The sequence below is a fragment of the Nioella sp. genome, from assembly GCF_965215655.1.
Taxonomy (GTDB): Bacteria; Pseudomonadota; Alphaproteobacteria; order Rhodobacterales; family Rhodobacteraceae; genus Nioella.
Genome location: NZ_OZ244111.1, coordinates 2,872,793 through 2,888,054, shown reverse-complemented (window position 1 = coordinate 2,888,054; position 15,262 = coordinate 2,872,793). Strand labels below are relative to the sequence as shown.

17 protein-coding genes and 1 riboswitch are annotated in these 15,262 nt (G+C 67.0%); of the genes, 3 read left to right on the top strand and 14 right to left on the bottom strand.

What is annotated here, in order from left to right; translation table 11 throughout:
* Nucleotides 1–58 precede the first annotated feature (58 nt).
* Both ACOOEX_RS14345 and ACOOEX_RS14340 read left to right on the top strand, forming a co-directional pair.
* Nucleotides 59–1,582 carry a malonate--CoA ligase gene (locus ACOOEX_RS14345; RefSeq protein WP_420395464.1) on the top strand — a complete coding sequence of 508 codons (1,524 nt, stop codon included), beginning with the start codon at nt 59–61 and terminating at the stop codon, nt 1,580–1,582.
* A complete protein-coding gene (locus tag ACOOEX_RS14340; RefSeq protein WP_420395463.1) occupies nt 1,579–2,910 on the top strand; it encodes a CoA transferase in 1,332 nt (443 codons plus the stop codon). The genes ACOOEX_RS14345 and ACOOEX_RS14340 overlap by 4 nt, the downstream gene beginning before the upstream one ends.
* Nucleotides 2,911–2,982: 72 nt before the next feature.
* Here the strand turns inward: ACOOEX_RS14340 and ACOOEX_RS14335 are convergent, their stop codons facing one another.
* The 12 genes from ACOOEX_RS14335 to cbiE form a co-directional block, all read right to left on the bottom strand.
* Nucleotides 2,983–4,353: an MmgE/PrpD family protein gene (locus ACOOEX_RS14335; RefSeq protein WP_420395462.1), complete on the bottom strand. Its 1,371-nt coding sequence runs from the start codon at nt 4,351–4,353 to the stop codon at nt 2,983–2,985.
* Nucleotides 4,354–4,448: 95 nt separating this feature from the next.
* A complete protein-coding gene (locus ACOOEX_RS14330) occupies nt 4,449–5,126 on the bottom strand; it encodes an aspartate/glutamate racemase family protein (RefSeq protein WP_420395461.1) in 678 nt (225 codons plus the stop codon).
* A gap of 3 nt (nt 5,127–5,129) precedes the next feature.
* A complete protein-coding gene (locus tag ACOOEX_RS14325; protein ID WP_420395460.1) occupies nt 5,130–6,122 on the bottom strand; it encodes a D-cysteine desulfhydrase in 993 nt (330 codons plus the stop codon).
* Between the two features lie 205 nt (nt 6,123–6,327).
* A complete protein-coding gene (gene cobF / locus ACOOEX_RS14320) occupies nt 6,328–7,089 on the bottom strand; it encodes a precorrin-6A synthase (deacetylating) (protein ID WP_420395459.1) in 762 nt (253 codons plus the stop codon).
* Nucleotides 7,090–7,150: 61 nt separating this feature from the next.
* Nucleotides 7,151–7,864: a CbtA family protein gene (locus ACOOEX_RS14315; RefSeq protein WP_420395458.1), complete on the bottom strand. Its 714-nt coding sequence runs from the start codon at nt 7,862–7,864 to the stop codon at nt 7,151–7,153.
* A 21-nt stretch (nt 7,865–7,885) separates the two neighbouring features.
* Nucleotides 7,886–8,056: a CbtB domain-containing protein gene (locus ACOOEX_RS14310; protein ID WP_071690660.1), complete on the bottom strand. Its 171-nt coding sequence runs from the start codon at nt 8,054–8,056 to the stop codon at nt 7,886–7,888.
* A 35-nt stretch (nt 8,057–8,091) separates the two neighbouring features.
* A riboswitch (cobalamin riboswitch) is annotated at nt 8,092–8,323 on the bottom strand.
* A 76-nt stretch (nt 8,324–8,399) separates the two neighbouring features.
* Nucleotides 8,400–8,723: a DUF1636 family protein gene (locus ACOOEX_RS14305; RefSeq protein ID WP_420395457.1), complete on the bottom strand. Its 324-nt coding sequence runs from the start codon at nt 8,721–8,723 to the stop codon at nt 8,400–8,402.
* Nucleotides 8,716–9,441: a uroporphyrinogen-III C-methyltransferase gene (cobA, locus tag ACOOEX_RS14300; RefSeq protein WP_420395456.1), complete on the bottom strand. Its 726-nt coding sequence runs from the start codon at nt 9,439–9,441 to the stop codon at nt 8,716–8,718. Before cobA ends, ACOOEX_RS14305 begins: the two co-directional genes overlap by 8 nt.
* 1 nt (nt 9,442) lies before the next feature.
* Nucleotides 9,443–10,750, bottom strand: coding sequence for a cobyrinate a,c-diamide synthase (locus tag ACOOEX_RS14295; protein ID WP_420395455.1), 1,308 nt, complete (start codon nt 10,748–10,750; stop codon nt 9,443–9,445).
* Nucleotides 10,750–11,535, bottom strand: a complete 786-nt coding sequence (gene cobM / locus ACOOEX_RS14290) for a precorrin-4 C(11)-methyltransferase (RefSeq protein WP_420395454.1) — start codon at nt 11,533–11,535, stop codon at nt 10,750–10,752. The genes ACOOEX_RS14295 and cobM overlap by 1 nt, the downstream gene beginning before the upstream one ends.
* Nucleotides 11,532–11,915 (bottom strand): cobalamin biosynthesis protein, encoded by a 384-nt coding sequence (locus ACOOEX_RS14285; RefSeq protein ID WP_420395453.1) that lies wholly within the window; start codon nt 11,913–11,915, stop codon nt 11,532–11,534. Before ACOOEX_RS14285 ends, cobM begins: the two co-directional genes overlap by 4 nt.
* Complete coding sequence (gene cbiE, locus ACOOEX_RS14280) at nt 11,897–13,084, bottom strand: precorrin-6y C5,15-methyltransferase (decarboxylating) subunit CbiE (protein WP_420395452.1); 1,188 nt, start codon at nt 13,082–13,084, stop codon at nt 11,897–11,899. The genes ACOOEX_RS14285 and cbiE overlap by 19 nt, the downstream gene beginning before the upstream one ends.
* Here cbiE and ACOOEX_RS14275 point away from each other — a divergent pair.
* Complete coding sequence (locus tag ACOOEX_RS14275) at nt 13,083–13,832, top strand: cobalt-precorrin-6A reductase (RefSeq protein WP_420395451.1); 750 nt, start codon at nt 13,083–13,085, stop codon at nt 13,830–13,832. The genes cbiE and ACOOEX_RS14275 overlap by 2 nt on opposite strands.
* Here ACOOEX_RS14275 and cobJ read toward each other — a convergent pair.
* Both cobJ and cobI read right to left on the bottom strand, forming a co-directional pair.
* Nucleotides 13,808–14,545 carry a precorrin-3B C(17)-methyltransferase gene (cobJ, locus tag ACOOEX_RS14270; RefSeq protein WP_420395450.1) on the bottom strand — a complete coding sequence of 246 codons (738 nt, stop codon included), beginning with the start codon at nt 14,543–14,545 and terminating at the stop codon, nt 13,808–13,810. The genes ACOOEX_RS14275 and cobJ overlap by 25 nt on opposite strands.
* Entirely contained in the window at nt 14,542–15,258 is a 717-nt protein-coding gene (gene cobI, locus ACOOEX_RS14265) for a precorrin-2 C(20)-methyltransferase (RefSeq protein ID WP_420395449.1), read from the bottom strand. Before cobI ends, cobJ begins: the two co-directional genes overlap by 4 nt.
* Nucleotides 15,259–15,262: the final 4 nt, after the last annotated feature.

The window sequence follows — 15,262 nt, the reverse complement described above, 5'->3', positions numbered from 1 at the left end:
CAGTCGGGGTCGGTTTCGCAGCATCAGAACAAGGTGACGACAGGAAAGGACCAGCCCGATGTATGATAGCAATTACCTTGCCCACAGGCTGCGCCGCGCCTCTGCCGGCAAAGAGGACCGGACCTTCCTGACACATGCCAGTGATGGGAGTGCGGTGAGTTACGGGGCCTTCTTCCACAATGCCGGACGCATGGCCTCGGCCCTGCGGAACATGGGTGTGGAACCGGGCGACCGGGTGGCCGTTCAGGCCCCCAAGACGCAGGAGATGCTGGAGCTTTACGTGGGCTGCGTGCTGGCCGGGGCTGTCTTTCTGCCACTGAACACGGCCTATACCCCGTCCGAGATACGTTATTTTCTTGGTGATGCCACCCCGGCTCTGTTCGTTTGCGATCCCGCGAATCTTGGGGATCTGACCCCGGTCGCAGAAGCGTGCGGTGTCGCGCAGATCAGGACGATTGCCACCGACGGCTCCGGCAGCCTGCGCGAGGCAAGGGACGCGGAAGCGCCCGGTTTCGATCCGGTGCCAAGGGGCCCGCTGGACCTTGCCGCGATCCTTTACACCTCTGGCACCACGGGCCGATCCAAGGGAGCGATGCTGACCCACCGGGCCTTGGCGTCGAACTCGGAAACCCTGCGCGACTACTGGCGGTTTACTGATCAGGATGTGCTGATCCACGCGCTGCCGATCTTCCACACGCACGGGCTGTTTGTCGCCACCAACGTGACGCTGATGGCGGGCGGGTCCTGCATTTTCCTGCCGGGTTTCGATGCGGATGCGATCATGGCGGCGATGCCTGAGGCCACCGCGCTGATGGGGGTGCCCACCTTCTATACGCGGCTCTTGCAGCAAGAGGGGCTGGCCGAGGCCGCGAAGGGCATGCGGCTCTTCGTGTCAGGGTCTGCGCCGCTGCTTGCGGAAACCCATGACCGCTGGCGCGCCGTCACCGGCCACGCGATCCTTGAACGCTACGGCATGACCGAGACCAACATGAACACCTCCAACCCCTATGACGGGGACCGGCGCGCGGGCACCGTGGGCTTTCCGCTGCCGGGGGTGGAACTGAAGATCTGCGACCCAGAAACCGGTGAGGCGCTGCCGCAGGGCGAGATCGGCGTGCTGGAAGTGCGCGGTGACAATGTCTTCGCGGGCTACTGGCAGATGCCGGAGAAAACGGCGGAGGAGTTGCGCGAAGATGGGTTCTTCATCACCGGCGATCTGGGGCGCATCGACGAGGATGGCTATGTTCACATCGTGGGGCGCGCGAAGGATCTGATCATCTCGGGCGGGTTCAACGTCTACCCCAAGGAGATCGAGGAGAAGATCGACGATCTGCCCGGCGTGCTTGAAAGCGCCGTGATCGGCGTGCCCCATCCGGATTTCGGAGAGGCGGTGGTGGCCGTGGTCGTGCCCCTTGCCGGGGCGGAGGTTAGTGAAGCAGGCGTTCAGGAGGCGCTGGCCGGGGAACTTGCGAAGTTCAAACAGCCCAAGCGTGTGATCGTGCTGCCGGAACTGCCGCGCAACACCATGGGCAAGGTGCAGAAAGCGGCGTTGCGCAGTGAGTATGGGGATCTGTTTGCATGAGAGAGATTGACGCGGCACTCGGCCTGAGCGGGGACTGGACGGAAACCGGGCAGGGCAGCCTGCCGTCCTGTTTCGCGGTCAGCGATCTGGCCTCGGCCTCAGTGGCGGCGGTCGGTGAGGGGGTGGCGGCTCTGCTGGCCGCCCTTGGTGGTGACGTCCCGAAGGTTGCCGTGAACCGGCGGCTGGCCTCGCTCTGGTTTTCCTTCTCCATCGCGCCGCAGGGGTGGGAACTGCCCCCCGCCTGGGATGACCTCGCCGGAGATTACCGGGCTGCGGATGGCTGGATCAAGCTGCACACAAACGCGCCCCATCACCGGGCCGCCGCGATCCGCGCCCTGGGATGTGAGGAAACGCGTGAAGCGGTGGCGCACGCCGCAGCGCGCTGGAGCGCGGCGGAGCTGGAGACAGCAGTTGTCACCGAGGGCGGGGTTGCGGCCGAGATGCGCAGCATCGAAGCATGGGGCAGGCACCCGCAGGGTTCCGCTGCGAACTCCGAACCGCTGGTGACATGGGAGGCCCCGCGCGCGGCGAAGATCCGTGACTGGGGTGGGACGCCGGAGAGGCCTTTGAAAGGGCTGCGCGTTCTCGATCTGACGCGCATTCTGGCCGGACCGGTGGCCACGCGGGCGCTGGCGGGGTTTGGCGCGGATGTGCTGCGTATCGACCCGGTGGATTGGGAGGAACCGAGCCTCGCCCCCGACGTGACGCTCGGCAAGCGCTGTGCGCGGCTCGACCTGCGCAGCCCGGAAGGGCAGGCGCGGTTCGCGGAATTGCTGGCCGGGGCGGATCTCTTCGTGAACGGCTATCGCCCGGATGCGTTGGAGAAACTGGGATTAGGGGCAGAGTGGCGGGCCAGTGTCGCGCCGCAGGTGATGGAGATCCGGCTTTGCGCCTACGGCTGGACCGGCCCGTGGGCGTTGCGTCGTGGCTATGACAGCCTCGTGCAGATGTCGGCGGGGATTGCCGAGGCTGGCATGGGATGGTCTGGGGCCGGGAAGCCGACGCCATTGCCTGTTCAGGCACTGGATCACGCGACGGGCTACCTGATGGCGGGGGCCGCCCTCGCGGCGTTGCGCGATGCGGTCGCGGGCAGGGGGCTGAGGAATGCCCGCCTGTCACTCGCCCGCACGGCGGCCTTGCTGGCGCAGTACCCGGCGGATGCGCGCGGGGGCTTTGTACCTGCCGGGGAGGCGGAGTTCAGTGCGGAGCCTGAAGCCACCCATTGGGGACCGGCGCGCCGGTTGCTGCCGCCGCTTGTCCTGTCCGGGGTGCCGATGAGATGGGACCGGCCGGCCTGTGATCTGGGAAGCTCAGCGCCGGCATGGTGAGCAAAAGAGGCCGCAGGCGAACGCCCCGCCCACCCACCCGCGTCCGCCTGCGGCCCCGTCAGCCGTTCCGCGCTATATGGCCGGGGTGATCAGTTCATTGACCGAGGCAAAGCGGGCGTCAGACGCGGTCAGGGACAGCACCGCCTCGCGGATCGCCTCGGCTCTGGTCTGACCCAGGACCGGACCGGCGAAGGCCATGTATTTCTCACGGATCGTTTTCGCATCGAAGGGCGCATCCGGTCCGCCCGAGGCGTTGAGATCGCCCGAGGCGTAGACGGACCCATCCTGCATTTCAATCTCGATATCGGCCCACCGACCCCGCGCCGGGAACTTCGCCTGATGGCGATCGTCGACAACGCCTTCGGTCAGGTCCACAAGCCGCGCGACGCGGGGGTCTGAAAGACCGTCGCCGGAAATCTGGTCCAGCCCGATATGGCCCTCGACCAGCATCCACGCCACCGGGAAGGCCAGCGCATATTGGGCCCGTGCCGAATGGTCGGGCATGCCGGGATAAAGCGCGATCGATTCCGCGAAGCTGCGGATCGTGATGCGGGCAATCCTTTCGTGGTCGATCCCGTGGCGCGCACGCAGCAGTTTCGCGCCGTCGATAGGGGCATGGGCCCACCGGCAGATCGGGTAGGGTTTCACGTATTGATCCTCGGTGATCCATGCCTGTCCCAGATCGGCCCAATGGGACGCCACCTCGGGCGCCTCCAGCGTGATGGCAGGTGCACCCGTGAAGCCCTTCTCGGCCATGATGGCGGAAGACAGGCCAACGAGCGCGCCCATCCCCGACCCGTCATGCAGCATCGTGGGATTGGCGATCTCTCGCATCATCTGGCTTCGCGGCCCGTGATATTCGGCTATGCCGAGCGCGTGGCGCAACTGTTCGTCCGTCAGGCCGCGCAACCGCGCAGCCAGCGCCACGACGCCGAGCGTGTTCCACGCACCCGAGGTATGGTAGTCGCTGACTGAGGCATGAAGCGCGGTCCCCGCCCGCCCCGCCACTTCGTAGCCGGTGACGAGGGCCGCCAGCGCCTCGCGGCCCGTCAGCCCCGGCAGGTGCTGCGCCAGAACCGACAGCGCGGGCACCACCGCCACACCGATATGCCCCTTGGTGGGGTTGTAGCCGTCATGGCCATCGAGATTGTCAAGCTGCGTGGCCGCTGCGAAGGCCGCCCCGGCGAGGCTTGCCTTTCGCCCGTCGAACAGCATTGGCGCCGACATGGCCGGATCCGACGTGCCGTAGAGCGCCAGCGTGGTGTCGCGGGCGATCTGGCCCGCCTGCATCGGGGCGGCTGCGGCGCAGATGCCAAGCGTATCGAGCAAAAGGAGCGCGGCGCGCTCCATCGTGCTTTGTGGGATCGTGTCCGGCTGCCCACGCAGGGTGAAATCGGCAAGCCGGGTGAAGGCGTCGGAAGGGGTGGGGATGGCGATGGACATGGGCGCGTTCCTGTTGTGCTCAGGAACAGGGTAGCGGCGGGACGGACGGCGCCGGTTGCCGGGCGGCGACGCGAAAGGCCCCCGTTCGGTCGGTTTCAGCCCTTCGCCGTTGCGAAGCTTACGACCGCCTCGACCAGCACGTCGAGCGTGTCGATCACCTGCGCTTCTGCGCTTGCGGCTTCTGCGATGAGCGAAAATTCGGAACAGCCGACAAGCTGCGTTTCCGCGCCCATGGCCAGCAGTTCCTCCGACGCCGCGCGCAAAATATTGCGGGCCTCGACCGTTGCGCCATTGGCCTTGATGATGCGGATTGCGTGCAGCAGGGGGGCGTCATCCTTGAGCCAGACCGGGGTCGCGCCGACCGTGGCCAGCGCCCTGTCGAAAACGCCGGTGATCCGCGTGGCGGGGGAGGCGAGGATACCGACCTTGCCAGCGCCCGCCCGGTCTGCCGAGAGCGTGACCATGTTCAGCAGCGGGATATCGACGGCGGCGGTGATGCTGGCGGCGTAGGAATGGGCAGTGTTGCAGGGCATGGCGAGCGCCTCGGCCCCGCCGGTTTCCAGCCGCCGGGCCATCGCCGCCAGCACCGGGGCAGGGTCGCCGCCGGTGCCCTCGATCAGATGCGCGATGCGCGAGGGCACCTGCGGGTTCATGTCGATGAGCAGCGGAATGTGATCGGAGTCATCCTCTGCGACAACAGCCTCAAGCAACCGCTGCTGCATCAGGATCGTGGCCTCCGGCCCCATCCCGCCGAGGATGCCGATCCGGCGCATGGCTCAGCCCCGGAAGGCGAAATCGTAGCCGAAGAGCCCCACGGCCCCGCCGGTATGCAGGAAGACGATGCGCTGGCCGTCGAATTCCCCCTTCCGCGCAAGGTCGATCAGCCCTGCCGCGCCCTTGCCGGAATAGACCGGGTCCAGCAGGATGCCCTCCAGTTCCGCGAACATCCGGATGGCCTCCAGCCCGCTGTCCGTGGGCAGGCCGTAGCCCTCGCCCACGTAGTCGGTATTGGCCATCACGTCCTCGCGCGTGACAATACCGGGGCAACCCAGTTTCTCCGCCGTGCGGCAGGCAAGGTCGTAGACCATCTGTTCCTGCTTCGGCTGCGGCGCGCGGGTGCCGATGCCGAGAACGGGGATGCCCGAATTGATCGCTTTCATCCCCGTGACCAGCCCCGCCTGAGTGCCCGACGATCCCGTCGCATGGACCACGCGGTCGATCACGAGGCTGCGGTCATTGGCTTGTCCCACCAGTTCGAACGCGCAGTTCACATAGCCAAGCGCGCCCGTGGGGTTCGAGCCGCCACCGGGGATCACGTAGACTTTTTTGCCCTTTGCCCGTTCTGCCTCGGCGGCTTTCTCCATTTCCGCCACCATGTCGGTGCCGCCGGGAAATTTCTCGGTCGTCGCGCCGTGCAGGTGGTCAAGCAGCACGTTGCCGTTGCCGTTGTAATTGTCGTTGTTGTAGCCGGTGCGGTCCTCCAGCAGGATATGACAGTCCATCCCCAGTTTCGCGGCAAAGGCGGCGGTCTGGCGGCCGTGGTTGGTCTGGGTGGCGCCCTGGGTCATCACCATGTCGGCGCCCATCTCGACCGCTTCGGCCATCAGGAATTCCAGCTTGCGGGTCTTGTTGCCGCCGGTGCTCATCCCCGTGCAGTCATCGCGCTTGATCCAGATCTCGCAGCCCAGTTCCTTCGACAAGCGCTCCATCGGTTCCAGAGGGGTGGGCAGGTGCGCGAGGTGCAGGCGGGGGAAACGGGCGAGATGCATGGGCGTGGCTCCGGGCTATGCGTTCGGCGCGGAGCGTAGCGCTGTCCCCGTCGCGGCGTCCAGAGCGTTCTGATACGCGTAAGGGGTTTATTTCCATCAGGTTTCGCGCAACTTAAGATCGGTTTCCAGAGCTCTTAACTTGCGCGGGGGAAGGCCCTTGCAAGGGCCTTTCAACGGCCTTGCAAGGCCGTTCGCCGCGCGCCGCTCAGGCAGGGGCGCTGCGGCGCAACAGGTAGATATCCATGATCCAGCCATGCGCGGCGCGCGCCTCTGCGCGGGTCTTTACGATTTTGTCGGTAACCTCGGAAACCGCGCCGGACAGGGATATCTCGTTTTCCATTCCGGCGTAGCCCGTCCACCAGATATGCAGCCCCTCGGGGTTCAGGATGCGAAAGCTCAGCTCGCCGTCCAGCATGACCACCGCCGTATCGGCCCCGGCTGGAAACCCGTTGTCGCGGATCTGGCGGCCTGTGGTGACGACCACGGGGCCATTGATCTCGTTCAAAGGAATGGCATGGGCCGCCGTCAGCGCCTGGATCGAGGTGATTCCGGGGATCACGCGGGTCATAAGCGGCAGCAGACGCGCGACCCGCTCCGCGATCCTGAGCGTGGAATCGTAGAGCGAGGGGTCGCCCCAGACGAGGAAGGCCACCCGGGTGCCGTCGCCGAGGTTGGCGCGGATCGTCTCAACCCAAATCGCGGCAATCGCATCGTGCCATGCATCGACACGGGCGCGGTAGTCGGTGATCGCCGGGTCGCGCACGGGAAGGGCGAACTCCACCACTTTCGTCGTAGGACCGGTCAGCACATCGGCGCAGATCTGGCGGCGCAGGCCCGCAAGGTCATCCTTCTCCGCCCCCTTGGTGGGGATCAGGATCAGGTCGGCCGCATTGATCGCGTCGATGGCCTGCAAGGTCAGGTGCCGCGGGTTGCCGGTGCCGATGCCGATCAGGTCGAGCGCGATCATGGGGGCCTCACGAAAAATGCCCCCCGGGGGTAGCCGGAGGGCATGGGGGTTGTCCAGCGGTTCAGGCCGCGTCGGGATCGGGGGCGGCGAAGCGGGCAGTGAGCCAGCCGAGCAGCGCCCAGACCGCCAGTGCCACGCCAAGAACGCGGGCCGAGAACTCGGCGGCCAGTTCCGGCGGCGCATAGCCAAAGAACTCGTCCAGAACCGGGGCACCGATGGCGTGGGGCAGGGCAACCAGCGTGGCCCCCGCGATCACGGTCAGCACACCCCGGCCATAGCCAATGAGGGCCAAGCCGCCTGCGGTCGCCACCACGGTGCCCAACCACCAATACTGGCGCAGGGTGATATCCGCGCCGATCGCGCCGGGCAGTTCGGGGGCGAGCCCCATGGCAGGGGCCAGCTGGAACGCGGCAAAGCCTGCGATCCCCCAAAGCACGCCTTCCTGCGGGGTGATCGTGCGGCCAAACAGGCCAGCAACCTGGTAGCCCGCGACAAGCACCAGTCCGTAGCCCGCATAGATGAGCCCGGTGAACAGAACGGTCAGCAGGTTGCGCGTGAAGGCAGAGCTCTCGCCCGCCTCGCCATGACCACCATGGTCGTCATGACCTGCTTCCTCGCCATGGCCCATCGGTTCCCCGAAATGGACCAACTCGCCGGATTCATAGAGTTCTGCATGCAGGATGATCTCCTGCACAAAAGCGAAATGCAGCACGGTTGCAAACAACCCTGCTGCAAAGCCGGCGATCAGCCCGCCGGCCAGCATACGCATCAACATGGGATGTAACGTGCTGCTGCCTTAGTGGCAGGGGAAGCCCGTTGCGTGGCGCATGTCATGAGCGGCGTCGTGCAGCACGGCGGATTGCGCGTGACCTGCAAGGAACAGGACGCCCGCGCCCAGAAGCGCGACGAAGAGGATGCTGAGGACCTTGGACTGCGTGGCGGAGCCGGTGGCAATCAGTTGCGACATTTTCTTTTCTCCTTGCCGTCACACCCGACGGCATTTCTGGTTTCACGTTTCGTGGCCGGTCTCCTGACTCGCGGGTCACAGCCGAGCCTTTCCCCTTCCCACCGGCGCCGTACAGCCCCGGCAGTGGGTTCATGAAAGGCCGCTCGCCGCTCACAGTCGCGGGGGCGGTCGGGGCTATGGGCGCCGCAACTTGGTCCGCCCGTTCCCCGTTCCCGTTTCAGTCCCGATGCTTTGCACTATTGGGACACCACGAATTCACTATGCCGTTTGGGCACTCGCCGGGTCAATGCGCAAAACACGCCTGCTTGCGCCTGAAAACGACCTCGGTGACAAAATCCGCGTCTCAGCCGGGTATGCGGGCAAGGGCCTTGAGCCTGAGGTCACCGATCACACGGGCATCGGGGAAGTTCCCGTCGGGCGAGTCGGCATAAAGCTGCACGAATGCCAGGATCAGGGGCAGGTCCGTCTCGGTCAAATCGCCAAACAGGTAGGCCGTCTTTCCGATCGCACGGACAGAAAGCGTCGAGGGGCGCGGACAGCCTGACATGCACTCCACGGTCTTGACGCCGACAGGCGGCGTCGCGGGAAGAGCCGCGCGCAACCGGTCCGCGAAGCCTGATGCCCCAAGCTCGCAGCTGGTGCAGACGCTTAGTGTGATCTCAGGCATCGCCATCGGCCAGCGGTCCGTAGAGGATCAGCCCGGGCAGCTTGCTGTCGGACGTCATCAGCTCTGCTGCCAGGTCCGTTACGGTGGATCGGGTCAGCCGCTGGTTCTCGGTCGAGACGGATTCGGCGTAGAGCGCGGGCGTGTCGGCGGGCAGGCCCTTGGCCACCAGACGGGCCACAAGCGCCGCAAAGGTGCGCTTACCCATATAGACCACGGTCGTCGCGCCGGGATCGGCCAGGGCCTTCAGATCGAGCCCCTCGGGCAGCGCGCCGGTCACGTCATGGCCCGTCACAAACTGCACCCGGCGCGCGGTCAGGCGGCGGGTGAGCGGAATACCAGCCGCGGCAGCGGCGGCAGAAGCGGAGGTGACACCGGGGATGATCTCATAGGGGATGCCCTCGGCGCGAAGCGCAGTGATTTCTTCCTCCAGCCGCCCGAAGATGCCGGAATCGCCGGATTTCAGGCGAACGACCCTCTGGTCGATCTTGGCATAGTCCACGAGCAACCGGCTGACATGATCCTGCTTGGGCGAGGGGCGGCCCGCCCGCTTGCCCACGCCGATGAGATCCGCGCCTTCGCGGGCATGGGCGAGGATCGGGCCGGAGCTGAGATCGTCGAACAGCACCGCGTCAGCGCGGGCCAGCCGGTCGACCGCCTTGAGGGTCAAAAGCTCGGGGTCACCGGGGCCGGAGGAGACGAAACTGACGAAACCGGTCATGCTACCGCGCGGCCTCCGCGATCAGGTGAAAGAAGGTGCCGGTGGCCTTGCCCCGACGTGACCCGGTCTCAGGCACTGCCGCGCCACCTGCATCGACCACAGCGGCCAGGGGGGCGTCGGGCTGGTCTAGAATGGTCGAGTAGTGAAACTCATGCCCCCGCAGCCTCGTGCCCGCCGCGTGGCCGGGCATGGCAGTTTGCAGCGTCGCCAGCCGATAGCCCAGATGCATCTTGCGCTTCTCATACGAGGTCACGAGGCCAAGCAGCCCCGCCATCCCGTGCCGTGTGCCATCCTTGTCGATCAGCGCCGTTCCCATGGCCATGTAGCCGCCGCACTCGCCATGGACGGGGCGGGTGTCTGCAAAGCTTTTCAGGCCGCTACGAAACCTTGTGGCAGCAGCCAGCTCGCCCGCGTGCAGTTCCGGGTAGCCGCCGGGCAGCCAGCAGATATCGGCGCTGTCGTCGGGGGCTTCATCGTTGAGCGGCGAGAAGGGTAGAATCTCGGCTCCCGCCCGGTGCCAGCCATCCAACTGATGCGGGTAGACGAAGGAAAACGCCCCGTCCCGGGCCAGCGCAATGCGTTGGCCGGGGGGCGTAATCGCAGCGGTGTCACCGGTCAGCACCGTTTCGCCTGCGGCCTCCAGCACCCGGTCCAGATCCACATTCTCCGCCACGAACTGCGCCGCCGCGTCCAGAATGCGCGGCATGTCCGCCTGTTCACCGGCCTGCACCAGCCCAAGGTGACGCGAGGGCATCTCGATCTCTTTCTGCCGGGGCAGGGTGCCGAGCACCTCGATCCCCACCTCCGCCATGCCCGCGCGCAGCATCGCTTCGTGCCGGGGGGAGGCGACGCGATTGAGCACCACGCCCGCGATCCGCACATCGGGCCGCATCAGGGCGAAGCCCTTGGCGACGGCAGCAGCCGACTGCGCCTGACCGGACGTGTCCAGCACCAGAACCACCGGCCAGCCGGTCAGTGCCGCCAGATGCGCACTGGCCCCGTTGCCGCATTCGCCATCGGTGGCCACCCCGTCGAAAAGCCCCATGGAGCCTTCGGCAACGATCAGGTCCGCGCCGTCCGCAACGCCAATCAGCCCGCCGATCATGTCCTCGCCCATGGCCCAGGTATCGAGGTTCACCGATGCCCGGCCTGCCGCCGCGGAATGAAAGCCGGGGTCGATATAGTCCGGGCCGCTCTTGAACGGCTGCACGGTCAGGCCCCGCGCGCGCAGGGCGGCCAGCAGGCCAAGCGTCAGGGTGGTCTTGCCGGTGCCCGAAGCCGGGGCGGAAATGATGAGGCCGCGCGGCATCAGTCCACGGTCTCCGGGAAGCGCGGGTCGGTGCCCACGGGGCGGAAGCGGCGGTCATAGTCGCCCGCGTAGAGGCAGCTTTCGTCGAAATCCTCCGCGCCGAGAGCAGGCCCCACGAGGATCAGCGCCGTGCGCCCGCGTTCGCCGCCCGTGGCCTCCTCGACCGTGGCCAGCGTTGCCTTGACGATGCGCTGATCGGGCCATGTTGCCCGCCAGATCACCGCCACAGGGCAATCGGGGCCATAGGCAGGCGTCAGGCGCGTCACCACGTCCTCCAGCACATGCACCGACAGGTGAATGGCCAGCGTCGCGCCGGTGGCGGCGAAGTTTTCCAGTGTCTCGCCCTCGGGCATGGCCGAGGCGCGGCCAGAGGTGCGGGTCAGGACCAGCGACTGCGCCACACCGGGTAGCGTCAGTTCCGCGCCCAAAGCGGCGGCGGCAGCGGCGAAGGAGGGCACGCCGGGGGTCACGTCGTAAGGGATGCCTTCCGCGCGCAGGCGGCGCAGCTGTTCACCCATGGCGGACCAGACCGACAGGTCCCCGGAATGGAGCCGCGCGACGTCATGGCCTGCCGCATGGGCCGCCTTGATCTCCGCGATGATCTCGTCAAGCGAGAGCGGCGCGGTGTTCACGATCCGCGCGCCTTCGGGGCAGTGGGACAGCAGCTCCTCTGGTACCAGCGACCCGGCATAGAGGCAGACCGGGCAGGCGGCGATCAGGTCGCGCCCGCGAAGGGTGATCAGGTCGGCTGCGCCGGGGCCTGCGCCGATGAAGTAAACGGTCATATGTCAGTCCTTTCTGCCAGCGCGATGGTGGCCATGCCGCAGGCGCTTTGCACGCGGGGCGCGATCAGGCGTGCCCTGTAGCCGCCTTTGCGCGCCGATGCCAGAGCCAGCGCCTCGGCCACGCTGCCGGTGCCGAAACGCGCCTTGATCCGGGGGGAGCAGGTGAGCGTTCGCTCGCCCGCGATGTCCTGTTCGATCAGGTGGGTAAGGGGAAGGTCCTCGGCCTTGGCCCAGTCTGAGAGGGCGGGCGTTGCCTTGATGGTGAGGCAGGCCAGCGCATCGGGGCGGCAGCCCGCGCGGGCAAGCGCGTCGTCGAACGCCGCCGTTGTCGCCTCTGCGCGCAATCCGATCCCGGCCCAGATCATCGTGTCACCACCCATTGCAGAACGGGGCGCGCCCTATCCCACCCGCGCATGGAGCCGAGCGGCCCGGCCTCGGCCAGTTCCGCGCGCAAAAGGTGCCCCCCATAGGCCCCGTGCCAACGGATCAGCAGCGCCTCGGTTTCCAGCGTGACCGCGTTCATGACCAGACGTGTGCCCTTCGGCATCCTGTCCCACAGGGCAGTCAGCATATCCTCCGTCGCACCGCCGCCGACGAAAACGGTGTCGGGGTCGGGAAGATCGGTCAGCGCTTCGGGCGCGCGGCCCTCCACGGTTGTGATCCGGTGATCGAGCCCGAACTTGCGGGCATTCAAGCGGATGTTGTCCGCCCGGTCGGCGCGGGTTTCCAGCGCTGTGGCGGTGGCGCCGGGGGCGGCTAGGCAGAATTCCACGGAGATCGAGCCGGACCCTGCCCCAAGGTCCCAAAGGTGCTGACCGGGCCGGGGCGCGAGGGCCGAAAGGGTCAGGGCGCGCACCGGGCGCTTGGTGATCTGGCCGTCGCTTTGGAAAAGATCGTCCGGCAGGCCCGAGGCGCGCGACAGGCCGGGCGCGCCCTCGGTATCGATGGCGGCGAGGACCGGGGCGGTGACATCCTCAAGATCGAAGCCGTCGGCGGGACAGCCGCGCAGTCGTTCGCGCGGGCCGCCAAGCGCCTCGCAGATCGTCAGACGCGACGCGCCGTAGCCCTGTGCGGTCAGCCAATCCGCCAATTCCGCCGCCGCATCGCCATCGCGCAGGGTGCAGAGCACGCGGGCGCTGTCGTGCAAGACCGGGGTCAGCCGCTCGAACGGTGCGGCGTGAAGGCCAAGGCAGATCGTGTCTTCCAGCTTCCACCCAAGCCGGGACGCGGCGAGTGAAAAGCAGGAGGGCGCAGGAAAGGCGCGCCATTCGTCCGCTGCAAGGTGGCGCGACAGCGATCCGCCCGCGCCATGCCAGAAGGGATCGCCCGAGGCCAGAACCGCCACCTTGCGGCCACGGAGCGCCAGAACAGGCTCGACCGAGAAGGGGACGGGCCATGCGCGGCCCCGGTCCCCGACTTCGGCAAGGTCCAGGTGCCGGGGCCCGCCAAAGACGATTTCTGCCGCATCCAGGGCATCGCGGCTTGCGGGCGACAAGCCGTTCAGGCCATCTTCGCCCAGACCGATCAGGGACAACCAGGGTTCAGCCATGACACGCATCCTCCTGCTTGGCGGCACGACCGAAGCCACCACACTCGCCCACCTTCTGGCCGAGGCGGGTTTGGATGCCATTTTCTCCTACGCGGGCCGGACCGACAAGCCGATGGCGCAGCCCCTGCCCACACGGGTCGGGGGCTTTGGTGGGGTGGCGGGGCTGGTGGACTATCTGCGCGCCGAGGGGATCACACATGTGGTCGACGCAACCCATCCTTTCGCCGCGCAGATGAGCACGAATGCCGTCCACGCCTGTGCCGAGGCGGGGGTTGCGTTGACGGGACTGGAACGACCGGGCTGGACCGAGGGGGAGGGCGACCGCTGGACCCATGTCGCGGACATGGGCGGCGCGGTCGCGGCCCTTCCGTCCGAAGGGGCGCGCGTTTTCCTGGCGATCGGCAAGCAGCATGTGGCGGATTTTGCCGCGAAGCCCGCGAATTTCTACCTTTTGCGCCTCGTCGATCCGCCGAAAGACCCGTTGCCGCTGCCAGATGCCGAGGCTGTTATCGCGCGCGGCCCTTTTGACGTGGCGGGCGACCGCGCGCTGATGGAACGTCATCGCATCACCCATATCGTCGCCAAGAACGGCGGCGGTTCGGGCGCGCGCGCCAAGCTTGATGCCGCTCGCGAACTGGGCCTGCCGGTCATCCTGATCGACCGGCCCCAGGTGCCGCCCCGCCGCATCCTGACAAGCGCCAGTGCGGTTATGGATTGGCTGGATCACAGCGCCGATCTCGGGGTGTAGACGTAGTTTCCCACCCGCCGTGTATCGCGGTTTCCGACGATCACCATGGTGCGCATGTCGGCCATCTCGGGCGTGGCTTCTGCCAGCGTGACGGTGCGGATCTCCTCCTCGGGCGTGCTGACCGCGCGGGCGAAGGAGATGAGGGTTTCCTCCCCGCAGGCCTCGCGCAGGATCTCCAAAGCGCGGGCAAACTGGTGCGGGCGCGATTTGGAGCGTGGGTTGTAAAACGCCATCGCGAAGCCCGCTTCCCCTGCAGCGCGCAGGCGTGTTTCGATCAGGTCCCATGGCTTGAGATTGTCGCTGAGGTTGATCGCCGCGAAATCATGCCCCAACGGCGCGCCGATCCGGGCGGCGGCGGCGAGCATTGCGGTGATGCCGGGCAATACGCGGATGTCGAGGGTGAGCCATTCCTGCGGCCCTGCCTCCAGCGCCTCGAACACGGCGCTAGCCATGGCAAAGACACCGGGATCTCCAGACGAGACGACGACCACCCGCTTGCCCTCGGCCGCCATTTCCAGCGCGTGTGTGGCGCGGTCAAGCTCCACCCGGTTGTCGGATTCGTGAAGCGTCAGGCCAGGTCGCGGGGTCACCCGGCGGACATAGGGGATGTAGCCGACAACGTCGGTCGCCTCGGCCAGCACATCGGCCACTTCCGGCACGATGAGGCTCTCGCGCCCCGGCCCCAGCCCCGCAACGACGACCCACCCGCTCATGGCCGGCGGCCCTGTCCGTGCAGCAGGCAGATGGCGAAATAGGGCGTCTCACCCGCGAAATCGGTCAGCTTCTGCACTGTTTGTTTCGGCATCGTCCCGCGTTCCACCAGCCAGGCATCGTCGAGCCGCCCCGCGGCCTCCAAGGCCCGTTTCAGCTTCGGCAGGTTGCGCCCGATCTTCATGACCACGGCGGCGTCGGTGTCCTTGAGCCGCCGGACCAACTCCTCCTCGGGCAAGGTCGCCATCGCCACGGTCAGCACGTCATCGCCCCAGGTGATCGGCATATCGGTCGCCGTCCAGCAGCCGGACATGCCGGTGATACCGGGCACAATCTCCACCTCCACCCGGCCTTGCAGGCGCGAATGCAGGTGCATGAAGGAGCCATAGAAGAACGGATCGCCCTCGCACAGGACGATGACGTCATCACTTGCGGCCAGCGCTTCCAGCCGGTCGGTCCAGCCGTCGTAGAATTCGGACAGGATGCGGTTGTATTCCGGGTCCTTGAAGGAAATCTCGGTGGTGACCGGGTATTCCATCGCGTGTTCGGTGACGTCTTCGCGCAGCATCCCCTCGACGATCTGGCGTGCCTGCCCCTTGCGGCCCGCCTTGCGGAAATAGGCGAGGTGGCGCGCCCCCCGGATCAGCCTGTCCGACCGAACGCTCATCAGGTCGGGGTCGCCGGGGCCAAGCCCGGTGCAGATGACCTTGCCCATGTCG